Source organism: Brevibacillus sp. DP1.3A (assembly GCF_013284245.2).
Lineage (GTDB): Bacteria > Bacillota > Bacilli > Brevibacillales > Brevibacillaceae > Brevibacillus.
Map to the genome: position 1 here is coordinate 5,212,967 of NZ_CP085876.1, position 17,873 is coordinate 5,230,839.

A 17,873-nucleotide genomic window follows, 5' to 3' on the forward strand; every position below is an offset into this window, starting at 1 on the left:
AACAAGGACTGGTATAAATGCAAATACACAAATCCCAAATTTTACATGCATCATTATTTAAACGAGCGACGAAAGAAGCACTCATTGACTTGTGTAAGCAGAGGGAGAAACCCCGAATTTCTTTTTAAAAACTCTACTGAAATACAGTGGATTGTCGTACCCCACACTGAAGGCTACATCACGGATCGAATAATTACCGGTTAGAAGTAATTCACTCGCTCTCTCCATCCGATACTGGATGACATAATCGATTGGACGGACCCCCGTATATTTATGGAAGAAGTAAGAGAAGCTTTTGGGAGTCATTGCATGCAACTCCGCCAATTCATTGAGTGTCAGTGGATTCATATAATGTCCGTTTATGTATGCAACGGCTTGCTCTATCACCTTTTTACTAGGAGAACTCTCACTCTCTCGATGATTGCACCCCATCAAAACTTGATGCATGATACCAAGAAATAATTCCTTGATACGAAGCCTCCCAATTCCGTCAACTGCGTGGGCACTCTGATGAAGCATCATCAGCAATTCGGTCACTCTTGGATTCGCTCCCGGTTCCAGCTTGAAATGTGCGTCGCATTCATGGTCGCTATCTTCATCCCCTGACTTGTCCAATCGATACATAAGCAAATAGTACTCGAACTCAGATTCTCCAATGACTTGCGTGTTCAGCAGCATATCTGGCGCTGCATGAAACACGGATCCTGGATGTAATTCGTAGACAGTTCCATTCACACACATTCTAGCTGCTCCGCGAGTCGTAAAAAGAAAACCATGCCATACCGTCCTGAATTCACGCAATATACGGTTCGGATGGATGACTAGACGGTACGTACTTACTATCTCGGAGGAACCACTAGCAAATACTTCGGCTAGTTTATCCAAATCTGTCACTGTCTTTGCACCTGCTTCCTGTCCAAGATATCTGGATCCATTTTTACAGCCATATTTTATCACAGGCCTTTATCCAGCGTATCTCTTTCGCTGGAATGATTTACCTAAGCAAAGAAATCGTGCAAAGTGTATTTATTATGTAGCTGATTCTGAGTATGATAATAGTAAAAATAATAAGAAAGAGGCTATCATATGGATTCTACTTTTTCATCAAGAAAAGCAACAAAGACGAAAACCCTCGTTATCAATGCACTTTTTATCGCTTTTACACTCGCAGCCACCATGTTTATCAATTTACGACTCCCGATCATGGGGAACGGTGGCCTCATCCATCTCGGTAACGTGCCTCTTTTAATCGCAGCTTTTGTGTATGGCAGAAAAACAGGAGCTATTGCTGGAGCTTTTGGTATGGGCCTCTTTGACCTTATCTCCGGTTGGACAGCATGGGCGCCGTTTACCTTCATAATCGTAGGTGCAATGGGCTATGTAGCTGGCCTCATCGCCGAAAAGGTACCTGGCAATCGGGTATTTGTGTACGCACTCGCAGTTGCCGCTGCATTGGTGATTAAGATCGTGGGTTACTACTTTGTTGAGGTTATTCTTTACGGTAACTGGATTCAGCCGTTTGGCTCCATTCCGGGGAACGTTTTGCAGGTGGTTGTAGCAGCGGTTATTGTCATCCCGCTGGTGGGACGCTTGAAGAAGATTGTAGGGCAAGGTTAAAAATCGAAAAATCGCTCAGGAGACATGGTTTCTCTTGGGCGATTTTTTTGTTCGCTTTATTTATTGTGAATGAGATGCACCCTTCACGTATTGCAAAGAGACGAAACCATGGATGCCGATTTTTTCAGCTCTCTTTAAAGGGACAGGTTTTCGCTTATATTCTTGGAACCCTAGCTTTTGATATAGCTTCATAGCGGGAATATTCGTATCTGCTACTTCTTCGATGAGAAATTGTTCATACAGGGTATTTTCTATCATGTGACGGAGAATCACCATCGCCGCTCCCTGCCCTCTGAATTCGGGAGCCGTTCCGACAAAATCGATGGAACATGTAACAGGCGAGGGATCTGCCAGTGTAGCTTCAAATTCTTTTTTCAAAAAGAGACCGGCGAGGGTGCCTTTATAGAGTCCCAGATGCTTTCGCAGCTCTTTTGGATTTAGTTTTACCGATGGCGCAGTGCCATCCGTGCATGCGGCCATGCCAGCTACTTTGCGATCATTCGTTACCGCTACATAAAATTGATTCAAAACGAACATGTGAGCAAAAGCTCTTGCAATGGTTTGCTTGTCAATGGAAAAAAAGCCAAGCCACTGCGTGAATCCCTCCGCAAAAATCTGAGACATTTGCTCTCTTGCATCGAATTCTACTTGGTCCGCCCTGATCACTGTAAACATGTCCGGTTATTCTCCTTCCTTATACAGAAAAGAAGTGAGGATGACGCGGGAAGGCATCGTGAAGTGGTTTTTTCGCATCATTTTCATCATAGCTAGGCCGTGGAGCGTCGAATAAATAAATACGACCATTTCATCTGGGTCCCCTGATCGGAATTCACCGAGTGCCTGACCCTTTTTGATAAGCTGTGCTGTGGCGTGAAACAACTTGTCGCTAAGGCGAGCTACCTCGGTTTGTTTGACGCTTGTACCTCCTCCCGATAGAAACGATTGCGCCATCAGTATCAGCAAATTCGCAAACTCTTCGCCTGTCGTCATGTCGTTGTGAACTTCTTTCAGAAACTGATCCAATGCTTGTTTGGGTGAAACAGTCGACACGAAAATATCGATGTTTTTCTGCAATCCTGCAAGTGCGTAATCCACCAGGTCGTCAAACAAGGTTTCTTTCGATTTGTAATGTCGGTACAAAAGCCCGATGCTGATGCCAGCCGTATCCGCAATGTCCTGGACATTCGTAGACCCGAAACCTTTTTGAACGAATAGCTGCATGGCTGCTGATTGTATTTTCTGTTTGGTTGCGTTGCGCATTTGTTCGTATTGTTCTTTGGTGCGGGGCATTGGGGGACCTCGTTTTTTGAGTGAGTTTTTATTCATTATAAAAGCGGGAGTTTTGAAAAGCAATCTTTTACCGTTCGGTACATGCAAAAAAAACGGCATCTCTGCCGTTTTTCGTTGCCCCTCTATTCTTCAATCTAGTCCTTTGCTGTATTCAGCTCAGCTTCGATCTGGGAGTTTTTCGACGACTCACCCATGCGCCAGTAAACGAGGAGGCTTATGGCAATACAAGCTGCTACATAGTAATAGAAGAGAGACTCGTTCCCGATACTTTTAAACCATAGTGCGATGAATTCCGCTGTTCCTCCAAAGATCGCAACAGTCACGCCATACGGAAAGCCTACACCAAGAGCGCGAATGGCGGTAGGAAACATCTCGGCTTTCACGATCGCATTGATGGACGTATAGCCAGTAACAATGATAAGACCAGACAGCATCAATAAGAAAGCGACATATGGGCTAGTCGTTTGTTCCAGGAGCAAAAACATCGGTACAGTCCACAATGTTCCAAGAATACCGAAACCAATTAGTAACGGACGCCGTCCAATTCGGTCCGACAGCATACCAGCAAGCGGCTGCATGACAACGAATACGAGCAATGCGGTAAAGTTAATCCAGCTGACTACTTCTTTCGGCATTCCTACCGTAATCACCATGAATTTTTGCAAATAGGTCGTGTAGGTGTTAAAGGCGATAGTTCCCCCGAGCGTAAGGCCAACAACTGCCAGTACCGCCTTCGGATGCTTCATCAACTCTCGAAGCGTACCCGCCTTCTCCTTGTTTTTCGACTCCATTTTGGTATATTGCTCCGATTCGTCCATACTACGGCGCAGCCACAACACGGCTACTGCTCCAAATGCCCCGATGATGAAAGGAATTCGCCAGCCCCATGCCATCATGGCTTCTTCCGGGAGTATTTGCTGCAGGATAATTTGCACACCCAACGCCAACAATTGTCCACTGATCAGCGTAACGTATTGAAAGCTAGAATAGAACCCTCGGCGACCACTCGCAGCCATCTCGGACAGATACGTTGCAGATGTTCCGTATTCCCCGCCAAGCGAAAGCCCTTGGAGCAGGCGGGCAAGAACGAGAATAATAGGTGCAAACACGCCAATGGTTTCATAGTTTGGTGTTACGGCAATCACCAGAGAACCACCTGCCATGATGCTAACAGACAGCGTCAACGCGGCACGGCGCCCGTGACGGTCAGCGTATCGGCCCAGGAGCAAGCTCCCAATCGGTCTCATTAAAAATCCAATAGCAAAAACAGCGGCAGTATTCAGCAACTGGCTGGTAGCGTCTCCTTTTGGAAAGAACTGAGACGAGAAATACACCGCAAAAGCTGCATATACGTACCAGTCATACCATTCAATCAGGTTCCCCAGTGAACCTTTAAAGATGTTGCTTGTGATGCGCCGCGTATCTGCACGATCACTTGATGACTTCATTGCTGCCCCCTCCTTATGATTGACCCGAATCCATTCGCAATTGGGATAGTTTAACCGCTTTCAATTGAAACAATACCTTTTCTCAAGAATGATGGGGGCATTGTTTGCTTTGAAAGGGGTTACATATTGACCCGGATGGATTCTCGAAGAACTGTTCTTATTCTAAGTTGTTTGTTTTGCTAGAATCTACTGAATACTTCCGAATATGCAAAAACGACATCTGAACTGCCGAAAAACCCAGTTGAGTTACATTGATTTTTCAACCGGATCGGGCTACCCTTTTCCATAGGGGGGCGGCTGTTATGACAATCACTATGCTTCTGGGACTACTTGAAAACATCTCTGTAATCGCAGTCATCGCCCTTATCATCGGCCAACTAGATTACTTTCGGAACATCATGTACGGGAAAAACAACTGGATGCGGATCGTGATCCTCTCTACGCTGTTTGGGTTCCTGTCAGTAATCGGAACGGAGAATGGGTTACGGGTCGATGACGCACTCGCCAATACGCGCATTGTCGGTGCCGTCGCGGGCGGGTTGATCGGAGGGCCTGTTGTCGGTTTTTTTGCCGGCCTTATCGGCGGTATTCATCGCTATTCGATAGGCGGATTTACCGCATTCGCCTGTGCCATCTCGACCGTAATGAACGGCTACTTCGCCGGGATCGTAAGTACGAAAATGAATATGCTGAGTCTAAAATGGCAGCATATCGTACTGATTGGCATTACTGCCGAGCTCATTCAAAAAGTTTTGGTGCTTCTCATGGCCAAACCTTTTTCTGCGGCACTCGAACTGGAAGTGAAAATTGCGATCCCGACCACAATTATGACCATTGCGGGACTGCTGCTCTTCACGCGCGTTTTCCAAAATCTCAAAATGATGCAAGACCAGTCCGGCGCATTGGGGGCAAACCTGGCCTTGTCGATTGCAAGCCAAACATTGCCTCATCTGCGGACGGGGCTAAATGAACATTCTGCGAAAAAAACCGCTGAAATCATCCGTGAAATAGCCAGGGTGGATGCAGTCGCCATTACAGACCGCGAAAAGCTGCTCAGCGCAAAAGGCCATGAACTGGAGAATCATTTGCAGAAAGAGACGCTGTGCACACAAGTAGCGGAGGCTGTTTTGACCCACACTACAGGGGTATGGTGCGACAAAGATTTTGCTCTTCCGCGTCCGCCTCGCCTAAAATCGATCAGCGCCGCACCTTTGTATCATCAAAACCAGAAAATCGGGACGTTGCAATTCTACTATAAAACCTCTTCCTCTAAGACGTCCCAGACCAATGAGAAGTTAGTAGACGGCCTGGCCAAGCTGCTGTCAGTCCAAATTGAACTGGCGGAGATCGAGCATCAAGCGAAGCTGCGGAAGCAGGCTGAAGTGAGCGCCCTGCAAGCACAAATCCACCCGCATTTTCTGTTCAACACCTTGGGGACAATTATGTCCTATTGTCGTACTGACCCTGATCAGGCGAGAAACTTGATCGGTCATTTAAGTGACATCTTCAGGCGCAATTTGAAAAGCAAGGGAAATCATCACAGCTTGCAGGAAGAACTGGACGGAATCAAGTCGTATTTGGAAATCGAGAAGGTCAGATTTAGCAACCGATTAAAGGTGAACATGGAGATCGACGAATCTCTGCGGGAGCGCAAATTGCCTGTCCTGACTTTGCAGCCGATCGTGGAAAATGCCATTCACCATGGACTTTCCCCAAAAGTTAGCGACTGTCTGCTCACAATTCGAGTAGAACCGTACAACCAAGAAGTGAAAATCAGCATTGAAGACAATGGAGTTGGAATCAGTGAAGAGCGTTTGGACGAAATCTGGAACAGCCAATCGAAAGGGATCGGCCTTGTCAATGTCCATTCACGGCTTCGATCCATTTATGGCAAAAAGTATGGCCTCACGATTCAAAGCAAGCCCGGTTTGGGAACAGTAGTATCCTTTGTCGCTCCGTTATCCGCATTTGAAAAGGAAGTGCATCCAGATGCTCCTGAAAACGATCATCATTGATGACGAGCCAGCCATTTGTTCCGAATTGGAATATTTGCTGAAAAAGTATATTGATATCCAGGTGGACGCAATCTATACCAATCCGCTTGAAGCATTGCCTCATATTATTAATTCCGAGCCTGATTTGCTTATGCTTGATATTCAGATGCCCGGGATGAATGGGCTTGAATTTGCCAAAACATTGAGTCAGATGTCCAATCCCCCATTGATCGTTTTTTCGACTGCCTATCATGAACACGCTCTGGAGGCTTTTTCCACGCTGGCTGTGGGCTATTTGACCAAACCGATCATGGAATCGAAATTGGACGATGTGATCAAAAAAGTAAGGACACTGAGGAACCGATCGACCATGAATGCCCGCACCTCAACAGTTCCCCCGATGGAAGAGCATGTCTGCATCCGGAAGACCAATAAGATCATCCCGATCCCTGTAGGGCAGATTTACTTTGCGTTTGTGCGGGAGAAAGATTTATATGTTGCGACAAAAGAGAGTATCGACAAGTGCGACTTGTCCTTAAATGAGCTGGAGGAGATTTTGAACCGGTCCCGCTCTTTCTTTAGAAGTCATCGAAACTATATTTTGAACGTGAAGCATATTAAAGAAATCATTCCGTGGTTTAATAATACGTATTTGATTAAGATGAACGATGACAGCCAGACGGATATTCCTGTTAGCAGGGGGAAGATAAAAGCGTTTCGCGGTTTGATGAATCTGTAATTTTGTGAAAAGAAGAATGATGAACGGAGCGGGGGGAGAGTATCTTTTCGCACTGTTTTTTCAGAGAAGCGCGGTATATATTACAAAAAGAAAAAACGGCATCTCTGCCGTTTCCATAGTTACTTATATGGTGGAGCATAGCGGGATCGAACCGCTGACCTCTTCACTGCCAGTGAAAATAATTCAATTCATAAAAACAAACCAATCTTAAAAACCCTTGAATATCAAGGGTTTTTCTTGTTCGCATCCGGGCAATTCAAAGCGCAACACCCATTACATTTATAAATTTGAAATGAATTTTTTAAAAAATCTTTAGATAAAGTTTCTTTTATCTTTCGATTAGTATTATATGATTTATCCCTAAATATAAAAATCCTCTTCAGAACTAGTATAGTGGCATTTATCAACAGCAAAGTTTACAAGGAGGGTCATCTATGAGTAAGAGAATAAAAGAATTAGATTCAATACGAGGATTGGCGGCTATTACAGTGGTGATAGGACATTTTTTTTTAATGCTACCATCGTTGCCTAATTCCATCAAATTTTCACCTCTTAGATTTTTATGGGCTGGTGGAGAAGCTGTAATCATTTTTTATGTACTCAGTGGTTTTGTCTTATCAATGGCAATTTATCATTCAAAAACAAATTATTGGGGATATTTAATTAAGCGATTTGTAAGAATTTATATCCCTTATTATGTCTGGATGTTCATCACCTTTGCTTTATTTATTTTGTTTTCGCCATATGAAGTTACGGGACTACGAGATTGGTACTATGATAAGTGGCAAGGTCCTATAACAGAATTAGATATTATCAATCACCTAGTGCTTCTCAATAACTTTTTTTCAGATAATTACAATCCGGTTATCTGGTCATTGGCTCAAGAAATTCGTATATCTATCGTGTTTCCCTTGTTATTCCTTCTTTTTTATAAACAGAGTTGGAAGAAAACGATACTGTTTGCCATGAGCTTTTCTTTAATTAGTATTTTCCTTAATATATTGCACATTGGAAAAGCTGAGGGATTTTATAATGGTTATGCTGATACACTGCATTTCACATCTATGTTTATGGTCGGAATGTTACTTTTTAAGCATCAGGAAGAACTTATCCGATTATATAGAAATATGAAAAAATTAAAAAGAAGACTTCTTATCACATTAGGAATCATTCTATATTTATACTCTACTGGAATTTTGGTGATTTCTCGTAGTGATACGATGTTTCTATTAAAAGATTGGGGCGTTGTAATTGGTGTTAGTATACTTATTATAATGGCTATGAGTAACCTAAAAGTAAAAGCAATTTTAAATAAGAGTGTATTTGTATACTTAGGAGAAATTTCATATAGTATCTATTTATGTCATTTTCCAATCATGATGGTACTATTTAAACTTTTGTATGCAAAAATTCCAATCTCTTTGCTGTTCCTCTTATGTGTTACAACGGCAATATTGTTTTCTATCGTATCGTATCATTTTATTGAAAAGAAATGTATAAAATGGGCAAAGCAAAGGACAATAAAATTCCAAAAAAAGGTGTAATATTTAATCGGTTCCTCATATATTTAGGAACCGATTAAATTGCGTCCAAGTTGTATAAGCGTACAATTTTCTTTTTGGGGTCGTGTCGGGCCTCTTAGAGGGGCATAGTGACAGGATTACTGCCATATGCATCACTCTCCCCACATGCGATTATACTATTGACTATCTACCCAACATATGTTAGTATTTAGACATTAATGGGGCCATAGCTCAGCTGGGAGAGTGCTTGACTGGCAGTCAAGAGGTCAGGGGTTCGATCCCCCTTGGCTCCACCATAATAAAGAATGCACAAGTCACTTGCATAAGGTGACTTTTTTGTTTTTACAAACTCGATAAATCCCTGTCCCGCTGAAAAAACCTACAAAAAAGCCAACCGATCTCCACCGGTTGGCTTTCCTCTTTACTCTATCAACCCACTATCTCACCGTCACCACAATCGGTGTCTTCTTCCCACCATACTGCACATAAATCGTCGCTTTACCCGACCCTGTCGCCTTGATCACACCGTCTTTCACATCGGCTACCAACAGGCGAGAAGTGGTCCAGAGAGCTGGCTTACTGACATCTTGCTCAGAGCCATCCATGTACGTCGCGATGGCGCTCACTTTCTTCACTTCGCCTTTGCTCATCACGAGCTGGACGACATCTGTCTTCAAGTATTTCAACATATCAACATCGACTGGAATGGATACGCTCTTGTCGTTGTATCTCGCTGTAACCGTCGTTTTGCCGTAGGCACGTCCTGAAACGAGGCCTTTGGTTACGTCTGCTACCTTGTAGTTGCTCGTCTTCCAGTCAGCCAAATTGGTAACATCCATGGTGCGGCCATCGGAGAAGGTAGCTGTCAAGGTTACTTGTACGTTGCTGTTCGACTTTGTAGATACAAAGCGCTTGTTTGCTTCCAGCTTGGTCACGATTCCGACTTCTACCGGGATGCTGATCGATTTGCCGCCGTATTTCGCGGTGATCGTCGCACGTCCGTTTGAGAGACCTGTTACGCGGCCGTTTACCACATCCGCTACTTTCAGCGAGGACGAGGACCATTCTGCATCGTTGGTCACATTGTCCGAATTGCCAGCGGAGTCTGTTGCGCTCAGCTTGATATCTTTTGATTCACTAACGTTCAGGATCATCATGCGAGGATCAACAGAGAGATTAGTCGCTTGGTCTACTTCTACTGCAATCGAAACCGACTTGCCTTCGAAGGTACCTGTTACGGTCGTTTTCCCTGCTCCTGTCGCGGTGATCTTCCCGTTCATTACTTCTGCTACAGCAGCAGAAGCCGTGCTCCATGTCGCTGTATCTGTTACATCCTTGTTCGTTCCATCTGCGTAAGCTGCAGTCAGCTTAACGGTTTCGGACTTGCCTTTGCCAAGCACGATCTTTTTCTTGTCTACCGTCAATGTCTGCATGACACCAACCGATACGGAAATGTTCACTGTGCGTGTTCCATATGTAGCAGTTACGGTCGCTGCACCTGTTGACACACCAGTGATCAAGCCTTGACGCACGCTTGCTACGTTCGGAGCACTGGATGACCAAACGACTTTTTGAGTGACATCTTCAGCAGGAGTGCTTCCATCTGGATAAGAAGCCGTTACTTTCACTTGCTTCGCTCCACCCACTGGGATCGCTACTGTCGTGATATCTGCGGTCAAGTTTTGCGGTACATCTACATCGACAACCAGTGTTGCTGTTTTTCCGCCGTATTTCGCGGTTACATTCGCCGTTCCAGCCTTGTAGGCGGATACGGTCTTGCCGCTTGCAAATACGACATCTGCATTATCCGAAGACCACTCTACTTTTGAAGTGATATCTTCACTTGTTCCGTTTGCGTAGGACGCGTTTACAATTACGTCTTTCGTCGATCCGCTTTTCATCGTCAGGAAAGCTGGAACGATATACAAGGAACGAGGTACTTCTACATCTACGCGTACCTGAACGGATTTGTTTCCGTATTTCGCAGTAATAACTGCTTCACCGGACTTCACCGCATGGATTTTCCCGTTGCTGTAATACGCAACGTCCTCGCGATCGGAGGACCATTCGGCCTTATCGTTCACCACTGTGGAACCGCCGCCATTGGCATAAGTTGCTTTCAGCTCGATGGCTTCTTCCTTGCCCACATTCATGAAAATGTTTTGCTTGTTGAGTTCCAGCTTTTGCGTTGTATCCACATCGACTTTGATCGTCGCTGTTTTTGTTCCATACTTCGCCGTAATGGTTGCTGTACCCGCGCCATATGCCTTAATCGTGCCTTTGAGCGCATCAGCTACAGCGGTATTGTCTGAAGACCATTCAGCCTTGTCCGAGACGTCTTCCGTTACACTTCCATCCGGGAAAATGGCCTTGAGCTTGATTGTTTCTTCGCCGTTCAGCAAGAGTGAAACCTGGTTTTTGTTTGGCTCCAATCTGTGGGCGATCTCGACGTTTACAGAGATCGTCGTCGTCTGGCTGCCAAACTTCGCTGTCACGGTACCCGTTCCTGAATTCAAACCTTTGATTGCACCATTGACTACAGTCGCAATCGCCGGATTATCGATGGACCAGTCTGCTTGGGTCGTTACATCTTCTGTTGTCCCATCGCTGTATACAGCTGTCAGCTTTACATTTTCCGTGCTGCCAATTCTCACGTTCAACGTTTGATCTTCTGTTGTCAGTGCCTTTACCTTTTTGGTTACATTCACACCCACTACGACAGGCTTACCCATGTAAGTAGCTGTAATGGTAGATTTCCCTACCGATTTGGCTGTAATCTGCCCCGCATATACAGAGGCTACATCCGCATTTTGCGTGGTCCATTCTGTCTTGACGGTGACGTCTTCCGTTTTTCCGCTCACATAAATAGCGGTAGCCGTCAGCTTGGTAGAGTCTCCATTTTCCAATGTTACCTCGTTCTTGGACAGAACGAGTCGGCTGATTTCATCGGCAGCCAATCCTACCCCTGCGTTTCCAGTCCCCACTAATAGCAGGACGGCCAGAAACAAGAGCATCGTTTTTTTCCAGAACATTAACTAGCCTCCCTCGCAAGTATGAAATTTGCTGATCTTCGAAACCATTCCACCATTACTATATCGGCAAAGAGCAAGAAACAATTTACTAGTTTTTCGTGTCAGGCATGTGTCAAGCTTTGTAACTAGACCTTCTTTCAAACGTCTAAATAAAGAGAGGGACTACGAGGGAGATTTCGAAGAATGAAAAATCGAGCGATAGCCGCACAGCGTCCTTGCTGGCGCGGGATATGGATAGTGTTGGGGATCGTCATGCTGCTCGGGCTGATATGGTCGGGCTACAACTGGTATCGCATCGAACAGACGATTGAGAAAGCCAAAGCCCGACATGCAACCGTCGGCATTGTCCTCGGTGCAGCGGTCTGGGGTGAGGGACCTAGTCCTGGTCTGCGCGAACGTCTGGAGCAGGCGGCGACCCTGTATGAAGGAGGGTATGTATCGAAGCTGCTGGTCACAGGCGGCCTTGGTGAAGGCAAAACGATCACGGAAGCTGCTGTAAGCAGAAATTACTTGGTGGCCAAAGGAATTCCCAAAGAGGACATTTTGCTAGAAAGCAAGTCTACCAGCACATACGAAAACCTGCTGTACGGCCAGCAGGTCTTGGAGGAACATCATATTCAAGATGCCCTGATCATCAGCCACGACTATCATTTGGCCCGTGCAATGATCATGGCTGATTCACTGGGAATTGTCGCCTCTCCTGTAGGGACGACGTCACACGTCCTGTTTGGACCGTATCATAAGGCGAGAGAAGTACTCGCCCTCACGCATTGGGAGCTCTCTCGCCTCTTTTCACAAGTGCTAGGAACGGTGGTTCTCGCGTAAAATTTCATACACATCGACAAAATGGCGGATTCGCTCCATGATGCGAGCCGCTTTTGTTTGTTCGATCCTATTCCCATTGGAGATAGACAAATGCTCTTGCAGTTCATTCAGCGCGTAGTTTGAAGTAAACAGCGTAGGCAAATGGTTGTTTGCCCGCTGATTCAATATAACTCCCAAAATCTCGTCCCGAACCCATGGCGTCAAGTTCTCCGCACCGATATCATCGAGGATCAGTACAGGCACTTCTTTCAGTAGCTCCAGCTTCCCTGCGTACGATTGATCCGAGATAGAATCCTTCATCTCCCGGATAAAGTCAGGCACATAAACCAGCAAGGAAGCAACGTTGCGCTCCGAGAGCTCACGACCGATTGCTCCCATGATGTAGCTTTTTCCGACACCAAACGGACCGTGCAGATAAAGTCCTTTTACCCGCTCGCCTGTTCCGACTTTTTCACAGAACTGAATCGCGGCATCTACCGTAGCCAAATTCCCGGAGTCAATGACCAAGCCCTCAAAGCTCGCGTTCAAGGTCTCTTCGGAAACGTAGTAGCTGCGCATCAGTCGGCGGCGGCGAATCTCTTCCTCGTGCGACAGCTGCTTGGAACAGGGCGTCATCGAGCTGATAATATGTTGGTGAGCCAGCTCCAATTGAGTGCTATGCCCCTTGACCAAATTCGGGCATTCGCCAAGACCCGGACAACGCTCACACCAATACTGCTCCTTGACTGCCGTATAGATGTTGGAGAGCGAGCGAAGGTAATCGTCTCGAGTCAATGCGGGATGCTCTTGTTGAAATGCTTTTAAATATGCTGACGAACGGAACATTTTATCTAACTGCTGATCTGGTGTCAGCAACTGACGCGGCGTTCGTTTGGCGAGCTCTTGCATGAACTCACTGATAGATTCCACGTTCCCTCACACTCCTTATTTCCGTTTTCGCAAGGTTTCCAGTCTTTTCTGCAAGTCTGGAAAATCCTGAATGGACTGTTTCTTTTCAGCGTCCGTTGCGGTTTTCTCCTGCGACAGCTGCCACTCAACAGATGCCGGCAGCTTGTCCTGCAAGATAGCTCTACCGTTGCGTCTGACAGGGGCAGATTCCTTCTTGCCCGTTTTTGCCTTCTCGGCTGTTTGTGCCCGTTGATCCGCACGCTCGAGGATCTGCTTGACTGCCTCGTCAACTGTCGCGATCCGCTTGGCTTTCCAGCTGTCACGAATCGTCTCCATGTACGCTTTTGGCAGCTCCATTTGCATGCTGGCTAACGTATGGAGCAGCAGCGCATTGACGACTTCCGGCTGCATCCCATCCGCAAATACAAGTGTTTCAGCACGTTCCAAAAACACCTTACTGATTCTGCCACCAACGACCTTTTCCAACAGGGTCACCGGAGATAACTGGCGACAAGCACGGATAAAGGCTTCACTGCCAGGCTCAGGCAAGCGACCAGGTCCAAAGCCATCCTCTGTCATGTCAGTTGCAGGCGCCGTTCGGTATAACTTGTCTTCCGTGTAGCGTTGTACCAAACGCTTGCGCAAAACTTCTCCGTCCAAGCTCCGATCCGCTTTGTACAGCGTCCAATCACGCAGCTCCTGCCCCATCCCCCAGCTGTCCAGCTGATAGAAATGGCACAGCGAGAACAACAGCTCCATGCTCTTGCCTTCCAAAACTTTGACCGAGTCGGCATTATCCGGCAAGTACAGACGCAAGGACGATACACTCAGCGAATGGTTGACCTGTGCCTCGTAGCCAGATTTCATCGGTGCTTGCGGGAAGCTGGTGTCCATCTCGGTTAAAAACTGGTCTCGCTCCGACCCTTTTTTCACTTCCAGCTCCGATTGTTTCAACGACTGGAACACATCATGGAAGTCTTTCGTGACGTTTTCCACAATGGAGTATTCTAGATCCAACTGACTGCCAAGCGTATCTGCATAATGCTGGCGCAGTTGCGAATAGCGAACATTTTCGATTTTGTTTAACAACATCAACGACAGTACATAGTCTGCAAAAAACTCAGCCGGACTAAGCGGAGGTTTGATCAAGTACTCGTAATAATAGTCACGCTGCTGATTTTCCCTGCGGCGCACCTCGACTAGCCCGATTGCCTCCAGACGTTCACGCGCATCCAATAGCCGATCCAGAGAAAGCGAAGTCGTCAGCATCAAACTGCGATGGGTCCCCTCCGAGGAGGCTCCGCTCACCTCCTGCACGCCATGGACGAGCAGTTGGTAGAGAGCGTACGATTCGACACCGATGATCGGCAAGTATAGCTGCGTAACAAAGCCCATTTCGGCAAAGCCAATCGGTCTTGCCATTCGCACCAGATAACGATCCTTCGGCAACAACTCGTTCCAAACTAAACGACGCATCAGATCTTTCCTTCCTGACAAAATTCGATTCTTTTATTATAGCACGACTCCCCATTCATTCGCGGAAAAATCAGCTGGAAAGCCAAAGAAGCCCTGGCGGATTGGCCGCAAGAGCGAGAGAGGTTGCGAGTCTGGCAGAAAAAAGCTTATCTATTCTTTTGGAAACGAGCTGCTTCGCGCTTGAGCTAAAAGCTCCTCCAGCTCTTTCATAAATACATTGATATCTTTGAATTGGCGGTATACAGAGGCGAAGCGCACATATGCGACCTCATCGACATGGTATAAACGCTCCATGACCTTCTCCCCAACGTCATTGCTCGGGATCTCTGCTTGCCCGCAGCTGCGCAATTCTTTTTCAATGTCGTTCACTACATTTTCAAGCACTTCCAACGGTACGGGACGCTTTTCGCAAGCGCGCACCAACCCGCGCAATATCTTGTCTCGACTGAATTCCTCGCGGGTTCCTTCCTTTTTCACAATTAACAAAGGTGTTTCTTCTACCATTTCAAAAGTAGTAAAACGGCGCTCGCAGGCTTCGCACTCGCGGCGACGACGAATGGATTTATTATGATTGAAAGGACGTGAATCTAGGACTCTAGTCCCATTATATTCGCAAAATGGACAACGCATATCAGAATCAACTCCAATACTGACAATACTTGTCTACAGTGTCCCTCATATTCCTGTCAGAAGTCAAGTCAATCCTTGTACCTATTTAAAGCATAAGTCGAATGGAGTACAATTATGGTACTGTTGGAGGGATAGTCATGCGTTTAGTATCTTTAAAGCACCTACAGCCTGGAATGAAATTGGGACGTACGGTCTTCACAGATGATGGAAAGGTGCTGCTTGGAACCGGTATGGAATTAACGGAACGACTCATCACCGGATTAGAGCGAACTGGTGTTGATTCGGTGTATATCGATGATCCCCGTACCTATGACATCGTTGTGGAAGAAGTGATTCGCCCACAAACCAGACAAGTAGCTGTGGAAACCATCGAGAAGACGATCAAACAAATTACAAACTCAAACAAGCTGGCCCGGAAAATTTCCTTAAAAGAAATGGGCCTTCATTTTCAGCGTGCCTTTAGTTCTATTTTGGACGACCTGATGCAAAACAAGCAAATGGTTGGACATTTGACGACGATGTCTTCTCATTCGCCATCCCTATACCATCACTCTGTGAATGTGGCCGTGCTGGCAACTGCTGTGGGCATGTCTCTGGGCTACAATCGCACACAGCTCATAAACCTAGGCGTAGGCGCCATGCTGCACGATATCGGCAAAATAAGCCTGCCTGAAGAGCTGTTGCAAAAAACAGAGCGTTGGACGGACGAAGAGAAGGAAATCGCCAAACAGCACACGATGCTTGGCTTTAATTTGTTGCGAAAGCAGCATGACATCTCGCTTTTGTCAGCACATGTATGCTTGCAACACCATGAACGGCTAAATGGAAGCGGCTATCCACAGGGATTATCCGGCAAGCAAATTCACGAATTCGCACAAATCGTCGGCCTCTGTGATATTTATGACTCATTGACTTCCCCACGTCCATGGCGCAAGCGGTACATGCCACAGGATGCTGTCGAGTACCTGCTAGGCTCTGGCGGTACACTATTCGAGCATCATCTAGTCAATGCCTTTATCAAGCACATTGCTATCTTCCCGATTGGAAGCAGCGTCGTTTTGAATACCGGAGAAGTCGGGGTAGTGAGTCGAGTTGATCCGGATTATTCGCATCGCCCTACCGTACGTGTGCTAAAAGACGGCCGAGGAAACGACGTCCCAAGCCCTTATGACCTCGATCTCAAGGCGAACATCCGACTATTTATTGTCGGCTTTGAAGATGATGATCTGTTTAACGTGAACTCATTAGATGAATCTTCTACCACATCGTAAATACGAAGCAACGAAAAACCCCTTTGCTCGAAATTCGGCAAAGGGGTTTTGTTTATGCTACTTATTTTACACCCACAGCAGCTGCTTCTTTTGTTACAGCTTGATTGTTCTGCTCGGATACGTGGCGAACCAGGTCTACAACACGGCAGGAGTAGCCCCACTCGTTATCGTACCAAGCAATCACTTTCACCTGATTGTCTCCCATTACCATCGTAGACAGACCGTCGATGATCGAGGAGTGATCGTTGCCATTGAAATCGCTGGATACGAGCGGCTCGTCGCAGAACTCGAGGTAGCCTTTCATGCTGCCTTCGCTCGCTTCACGCAGGACGCGGTTTACTTCGTCCAATGTAACTGGCTTCTTCGTATTGACCACCAAGTCTACTACAGAAACGTTTGGAGTAGGTACGCGCAAGGAAAAACCGTTTAGCTTGCCATTCAATTCTGGCAAAACGATTCCTACTGCACGAGCAGCTCCTGTCGTCGTTGGAATGATGGACTCGCTAGCTGCACGTGCACGACGCAGGTCTTTATGCGGATTGTCGAGATTCACCTGATCGTTTGTAAACGAGTGAATTGTAGTCATGAGACCTTGTTCGATACCGAATGCATCGTTGAGCACTTTTGCCACAGGTGCGAGACAGTTGGTTGTGCAGGAAGCATTGGAGATAATGTGATGATTCGCATGGTCGTAGGTGCCATCGTTTACACCCATCACGATCGTGACGTCTTCTTCTTTCGCTGGCGCTGTAATCACAACTTTTTTCGCACCGCTTTGCAGGTGCTTGCCAGCGCCTTCGCGATTGTTGAATTTACCTGTAGCCTCTACAACGATCTCGACTCCGAGGTCACCCCAAGGCAGCTTCAGCGGATCACGGTCAGACAGTACAACTGTTGCTTTTCCGTCTACGATAATCTTGTTGTCTTGGACTTCCACTTTATTTTGCAGGCGTCCGTGGATCGTGTCATATTTCAACAAATGCGCAAGCGTCTCCGCTGGGTAGCTGGCGTTGATTGCAACGATTTCAATGTTGGGGTCCTGGATAGCGCGGCGGAATACCATGCGGCCAATACGTCCGAAACCATTAATACCGATTTTAATTGTCATATATAGAAACCCCTTTCGAATTGAGTTACGCT

At 46.4% G+C, this 17,873-nt stretch carries 15 protein-coding genes and 1 tRNA gene; 7 read left to right on the plus strand and 9 right to left on the minus strand.

What is annotated here, in order from left to right; genetic code table 11:
• Positions 1-81: 81 nt before the first annotated feature.
• Positions 82-894 carry a helix-turn-helix transcriptional regulator gene (locus tag HP399_RS23880; RefSeq protein WP_173619970.1) on the minus strand — a complete coding sequence of 271 codons (813 nt, stop codon included), beginning with the start codon at positions 892-894 and terminating at the stop codon, positions 82-84.
• A 192-nt stretch (positions 895-1,086) separates the two neighbouring features.
• On the opposite strand from HP399_RS23880, the gene HP399_RS23885 reads away from it, so the two are divergent.
• Positions 1,087-1,617, plus strand: coding sequence for an ECF transporter S component (locus HP399_RS23885; protein WP_173619971.1), 531 nt, complete (start codon positions 1,087-1,089; stop codon positions 1,615-1,617).
• A 60-nt stretch (positions 1,618-1,677) separates the two neighbouring features.
• Here the strand turns inward: HP399_RS23885 and HP399_RS23890 are convergent, their stop codons facing one another.
• The 3 genes from HP399_RS23890 to HP399_RS23900 form a co-directional block, all read right to left on the minus strand.
• Positions 1,678-2,292: a GNAT family N-acetyltransferase gene (locus tag HP399_RS23890; protein WP_173619972.1), complete on the minus strand. Its 615-nt coding sequence runs from the start codon at positions 2,290-2,292 to the stop codon at positions 1,678-1,680.
• A 6-nt stretch (positions 2,293-2,298) separates the two neighbouring features.
• Entirely contained in the window at positions 2,299-2,907 is a 609-nt protein-coding gene (locus tag HP399_RS23895) for a TetR/AcrR family transcriptional regulator (protein WP_173619973.1), read from the minus strand.
• A gap of 134 nt (positions 2,908-3,041) precedes the next feature.
• On the minus strand, positions 3,042-4,355 hold the full coding sequence (locus HP399_RS23900; protein WP_173619974.1) for an MFS transporter: 1,314 nt from the start codon (positions 4,353-4,355) through the stop codon (positions 3,042-3,044).
• 302 nt (positions 4,356-4,657) lie between these two features.
• Here HP399_RS23900 and HP399_RS23905 point away from each other — a divergent pair, with 302 nt between their 5' ends.
• From HP399_RS23905 to HP399_RS23920, 4 genes are all read left to right on the plus strand, one after another.
• Positions 4,658-6,370, plus strand: coding sequence for a LytS/YhcK type 5TM receptor domain-containing protein (locus HP399_RS23905; RefSeq protein ID WP_173619975.1), 1,713 nt, complete (start codon positions 4,658-4,660; stop codon positions 6,368-6,370).
• Positions 6,345-7,088 carry a LytR/AlgR family response regulator transcription factor gene (locus HP399_RS23910; RefSeq protein ID WP_173619976.1) on the plus strand — a complete coding sequence of 248 codons (744 nt, stop codon included), beginning with the start codon at positions 6,345-6,347 and terminating at the stop codon, positions 7,086-7,088. Before HP399_RS23905 ends, HP399_RS23910 begins: the two co-directional genes overlap by 26 nt.
• Before the next feature lie 434 nt (positions 7,089-7,522).
• Positions 7,523-8,632, plus strand: a complete 1,110-nt coding sequence (locus HP399_RS23915) for an acyltransferase family protein (protein WP_173619977.1) — start codon at positions 7,523-7,525, stop codon at positions 8,630-8,632.
• A gap of 199 nt (positions 8,633-8,831) precedes the next feature.
• Positions 8,832-8,907 (plus strand) — tRNA-Ala (locus tag HP399_RS23920).
• Between the two features lie 141 nt (positions 8,908-9,048).
• Here HP399_RS23920 and HP399_RS23925 read toward each other — a convergent pair.
• Positions 9,049-11,643, minus strand: a complete 2,595-nt coding sequence (locus tag HP399_RS23925) for an Ig-like domain-containing protein (protein WP_173619978.1) — start codon at positions 11,641-11,643, stop codon at positions 9,049-9,051.
• A gap of 183 nt (positions 11,644-11,826) precedes the next feature.
• Between HP399_RS23925 and HP399_RS23930 the strand changes: the two genes are divergently transcribed.
• Positions 11,827-12,468: a YdcF family protein gene (locus HP399_RS23930; RefSeq protein WP_173619979.1), complete on the plus strand. Its 642-nt coding sequence runs from the start codon at positions 11,827-11,829 to the stop codon at positions 12,466-12,468.
• Here the strand turns inward: HP399_RS23930 and dnaI are convergent.
• From dnaI to nrdR, 3 genes are all read right to left on the minus strand, one after another.
• On the minus strand, positions 12,445-13,377 hold the full coding sequence (gene dnaI, locus HP399_RS23935) for a primosomal protein DnaI (protein ID WP_173619980.1): 933 nt from the start codon (positions 13,375-13,377) through the stop codon (positions 12,445-12,447). The two genes, HP399_RS23930 and dnaI, sit on opposite strands and share 24 nt — an antisense overlap.
• Before the next feature lie 15 nt (positions 13,378-13,392).
• Positions 13,393-14,832, minus strand: coding sequence for a replication initiation and membrane attachment family protein (locus HP399_RS23940; protein ID WP_173619981.1), 1,440 nt, complete (start codon positions 14,830-14,832; stop codon positions 13,393-13,395).
• 150 nt (positions 14,833-14,982) lie between these two features.
• Positions 14,983-15,462, minus strand: a complete 480-nt coding sequence (gene nrdR, locus HP399_RS23945) for a transcriptional regulator NrdR (RefSeq protein WP_173619982.1) — start codon at positions 15,460-15,462, stop codon at positions 14,983-14,985.
• Positions 15,463-15,599: 137 nt separating this feature from the next.
• Here nrdR and HP399_RS23950 point away from each other — a divergent pair, with 137 nt between their 5' ends.
• Positions 15,600-16,733, plus strand: a complete 1,134-nt coding sequence (locus HP399_RS23950) for an HD-GYP domain-containing protein (RefSeq protein ID WP_173619983.1) — start codon at positions 15,600-15,602, stop codon at positions 16,731-16,733.
• 61 nt (positions 16,734-16,794) lie between these two features.
• On the opposite strand, the gene HP399_RS23955 is transcribed toward HP399_RS23950, so the two are convergent.
• Positions 16,795-17,841, minus strand: a complete 1,047-nt coding sequence (locus HP399_RS23955; protein ID WP_173619984.1) for a glyceraldehyde-3-phosphate dehydrogenase — start codon at positions 17,839-17,841, stop codon at positions 16,795-16,797.
• Positions 17,842-17,873 lie beyond the last annotated feature (32 nt).

Bases quoted from the DNA above. Each gene is read 5' to 3' on its own strand.
- HP399_RS23885 (WP_173619971.1), top strand. From the start codon at position 1,087: ATGGATTCTACTTTTTCATCAAGAAAAGCAACAAAGACGAAAACCCTC.
- HP399_RS23890 (WP_173619972.1), bottom strand. From the start codon at position 2,292: ATGTTTACAGTGATCAGGGCGGACCAAGTAGAATTCGATGCAAGAGAG.
- HP399_RS23895 (WP_173619973.1), bottom strand. From the start codon at position 2,907: ATGCCCCGCACCAAAGAACAATACGAACAAATGCGCAACGCAACCAAA.
- HP399_RS23900 (WP_173619974.1), bottom strand. From the start codon at position 4,355: ATGAAGTCATCAAGTGATCGTGCAGATACGCGGCGCATCACAAGCAAC.
- HP399_RS23905 (WP_173619975.1), top strand. From the start codon at position 4,658: ATGACAATCACTATGCTTCTGGGACTACTTGAAAACATCTCTGTAATC.
- HP399_RS23910 (WP_173619976.1), top strand. From the start codon at position 6,345: ATGCTCCTGAAAACGATCATCATTGATGACGAGCCAGCCATTTGTTCC.
- HP399_RS23915 (WP_173619977.1), top strand. From the start codon at position 7,523: ATGAGTAAGAGAATAAAAGAATTAGATTCAATACGAGGATTGGCGGCT.
- HP399_RS23925 (WP_173619978.1), bottom strand. From the start codon at position 11,643: ATGTTCTGGAAAAAAACGATGCTCTTGTTTCTGGCCGTCCTGCTATTA.
- HP399_RS23930 (WP_173619979.1), top strand. From the start codon at position 11,827: ATGAAAAATCGAGCGATAGCCGCACAGCGTCCTTGCTGGCGCGGGATA.
- HP399_RS23940 (WP_173619981.1), bottom strand. From the start codon at position 14,832: ATGCGTCGTTTAGTTTGGAACGAGTTGTTGCCGAAGGATCGTTATCTG.
- nrdR (WP_173619982.1), bottom strand. From the start codon at position 15,462: ATGCGTTGTCCATTTTGCGAATATAATGGGACTAGAGTCCTAGATTCA.
- HP399_RS23950 (WP_173619983.1), top strand. From the start codon at position 15,600: ATGCGTTTAGTATCTTTAAAGCACCTACAGCCTGGAATGAAATTGGGA.
- HP399_RS23955 (WP_173619984.1), bottom strand. From the start codon at position 17,841: ATGACAATTAAAATCGGTATTAATGGTTTCGGACGTATTGGCCGCATG.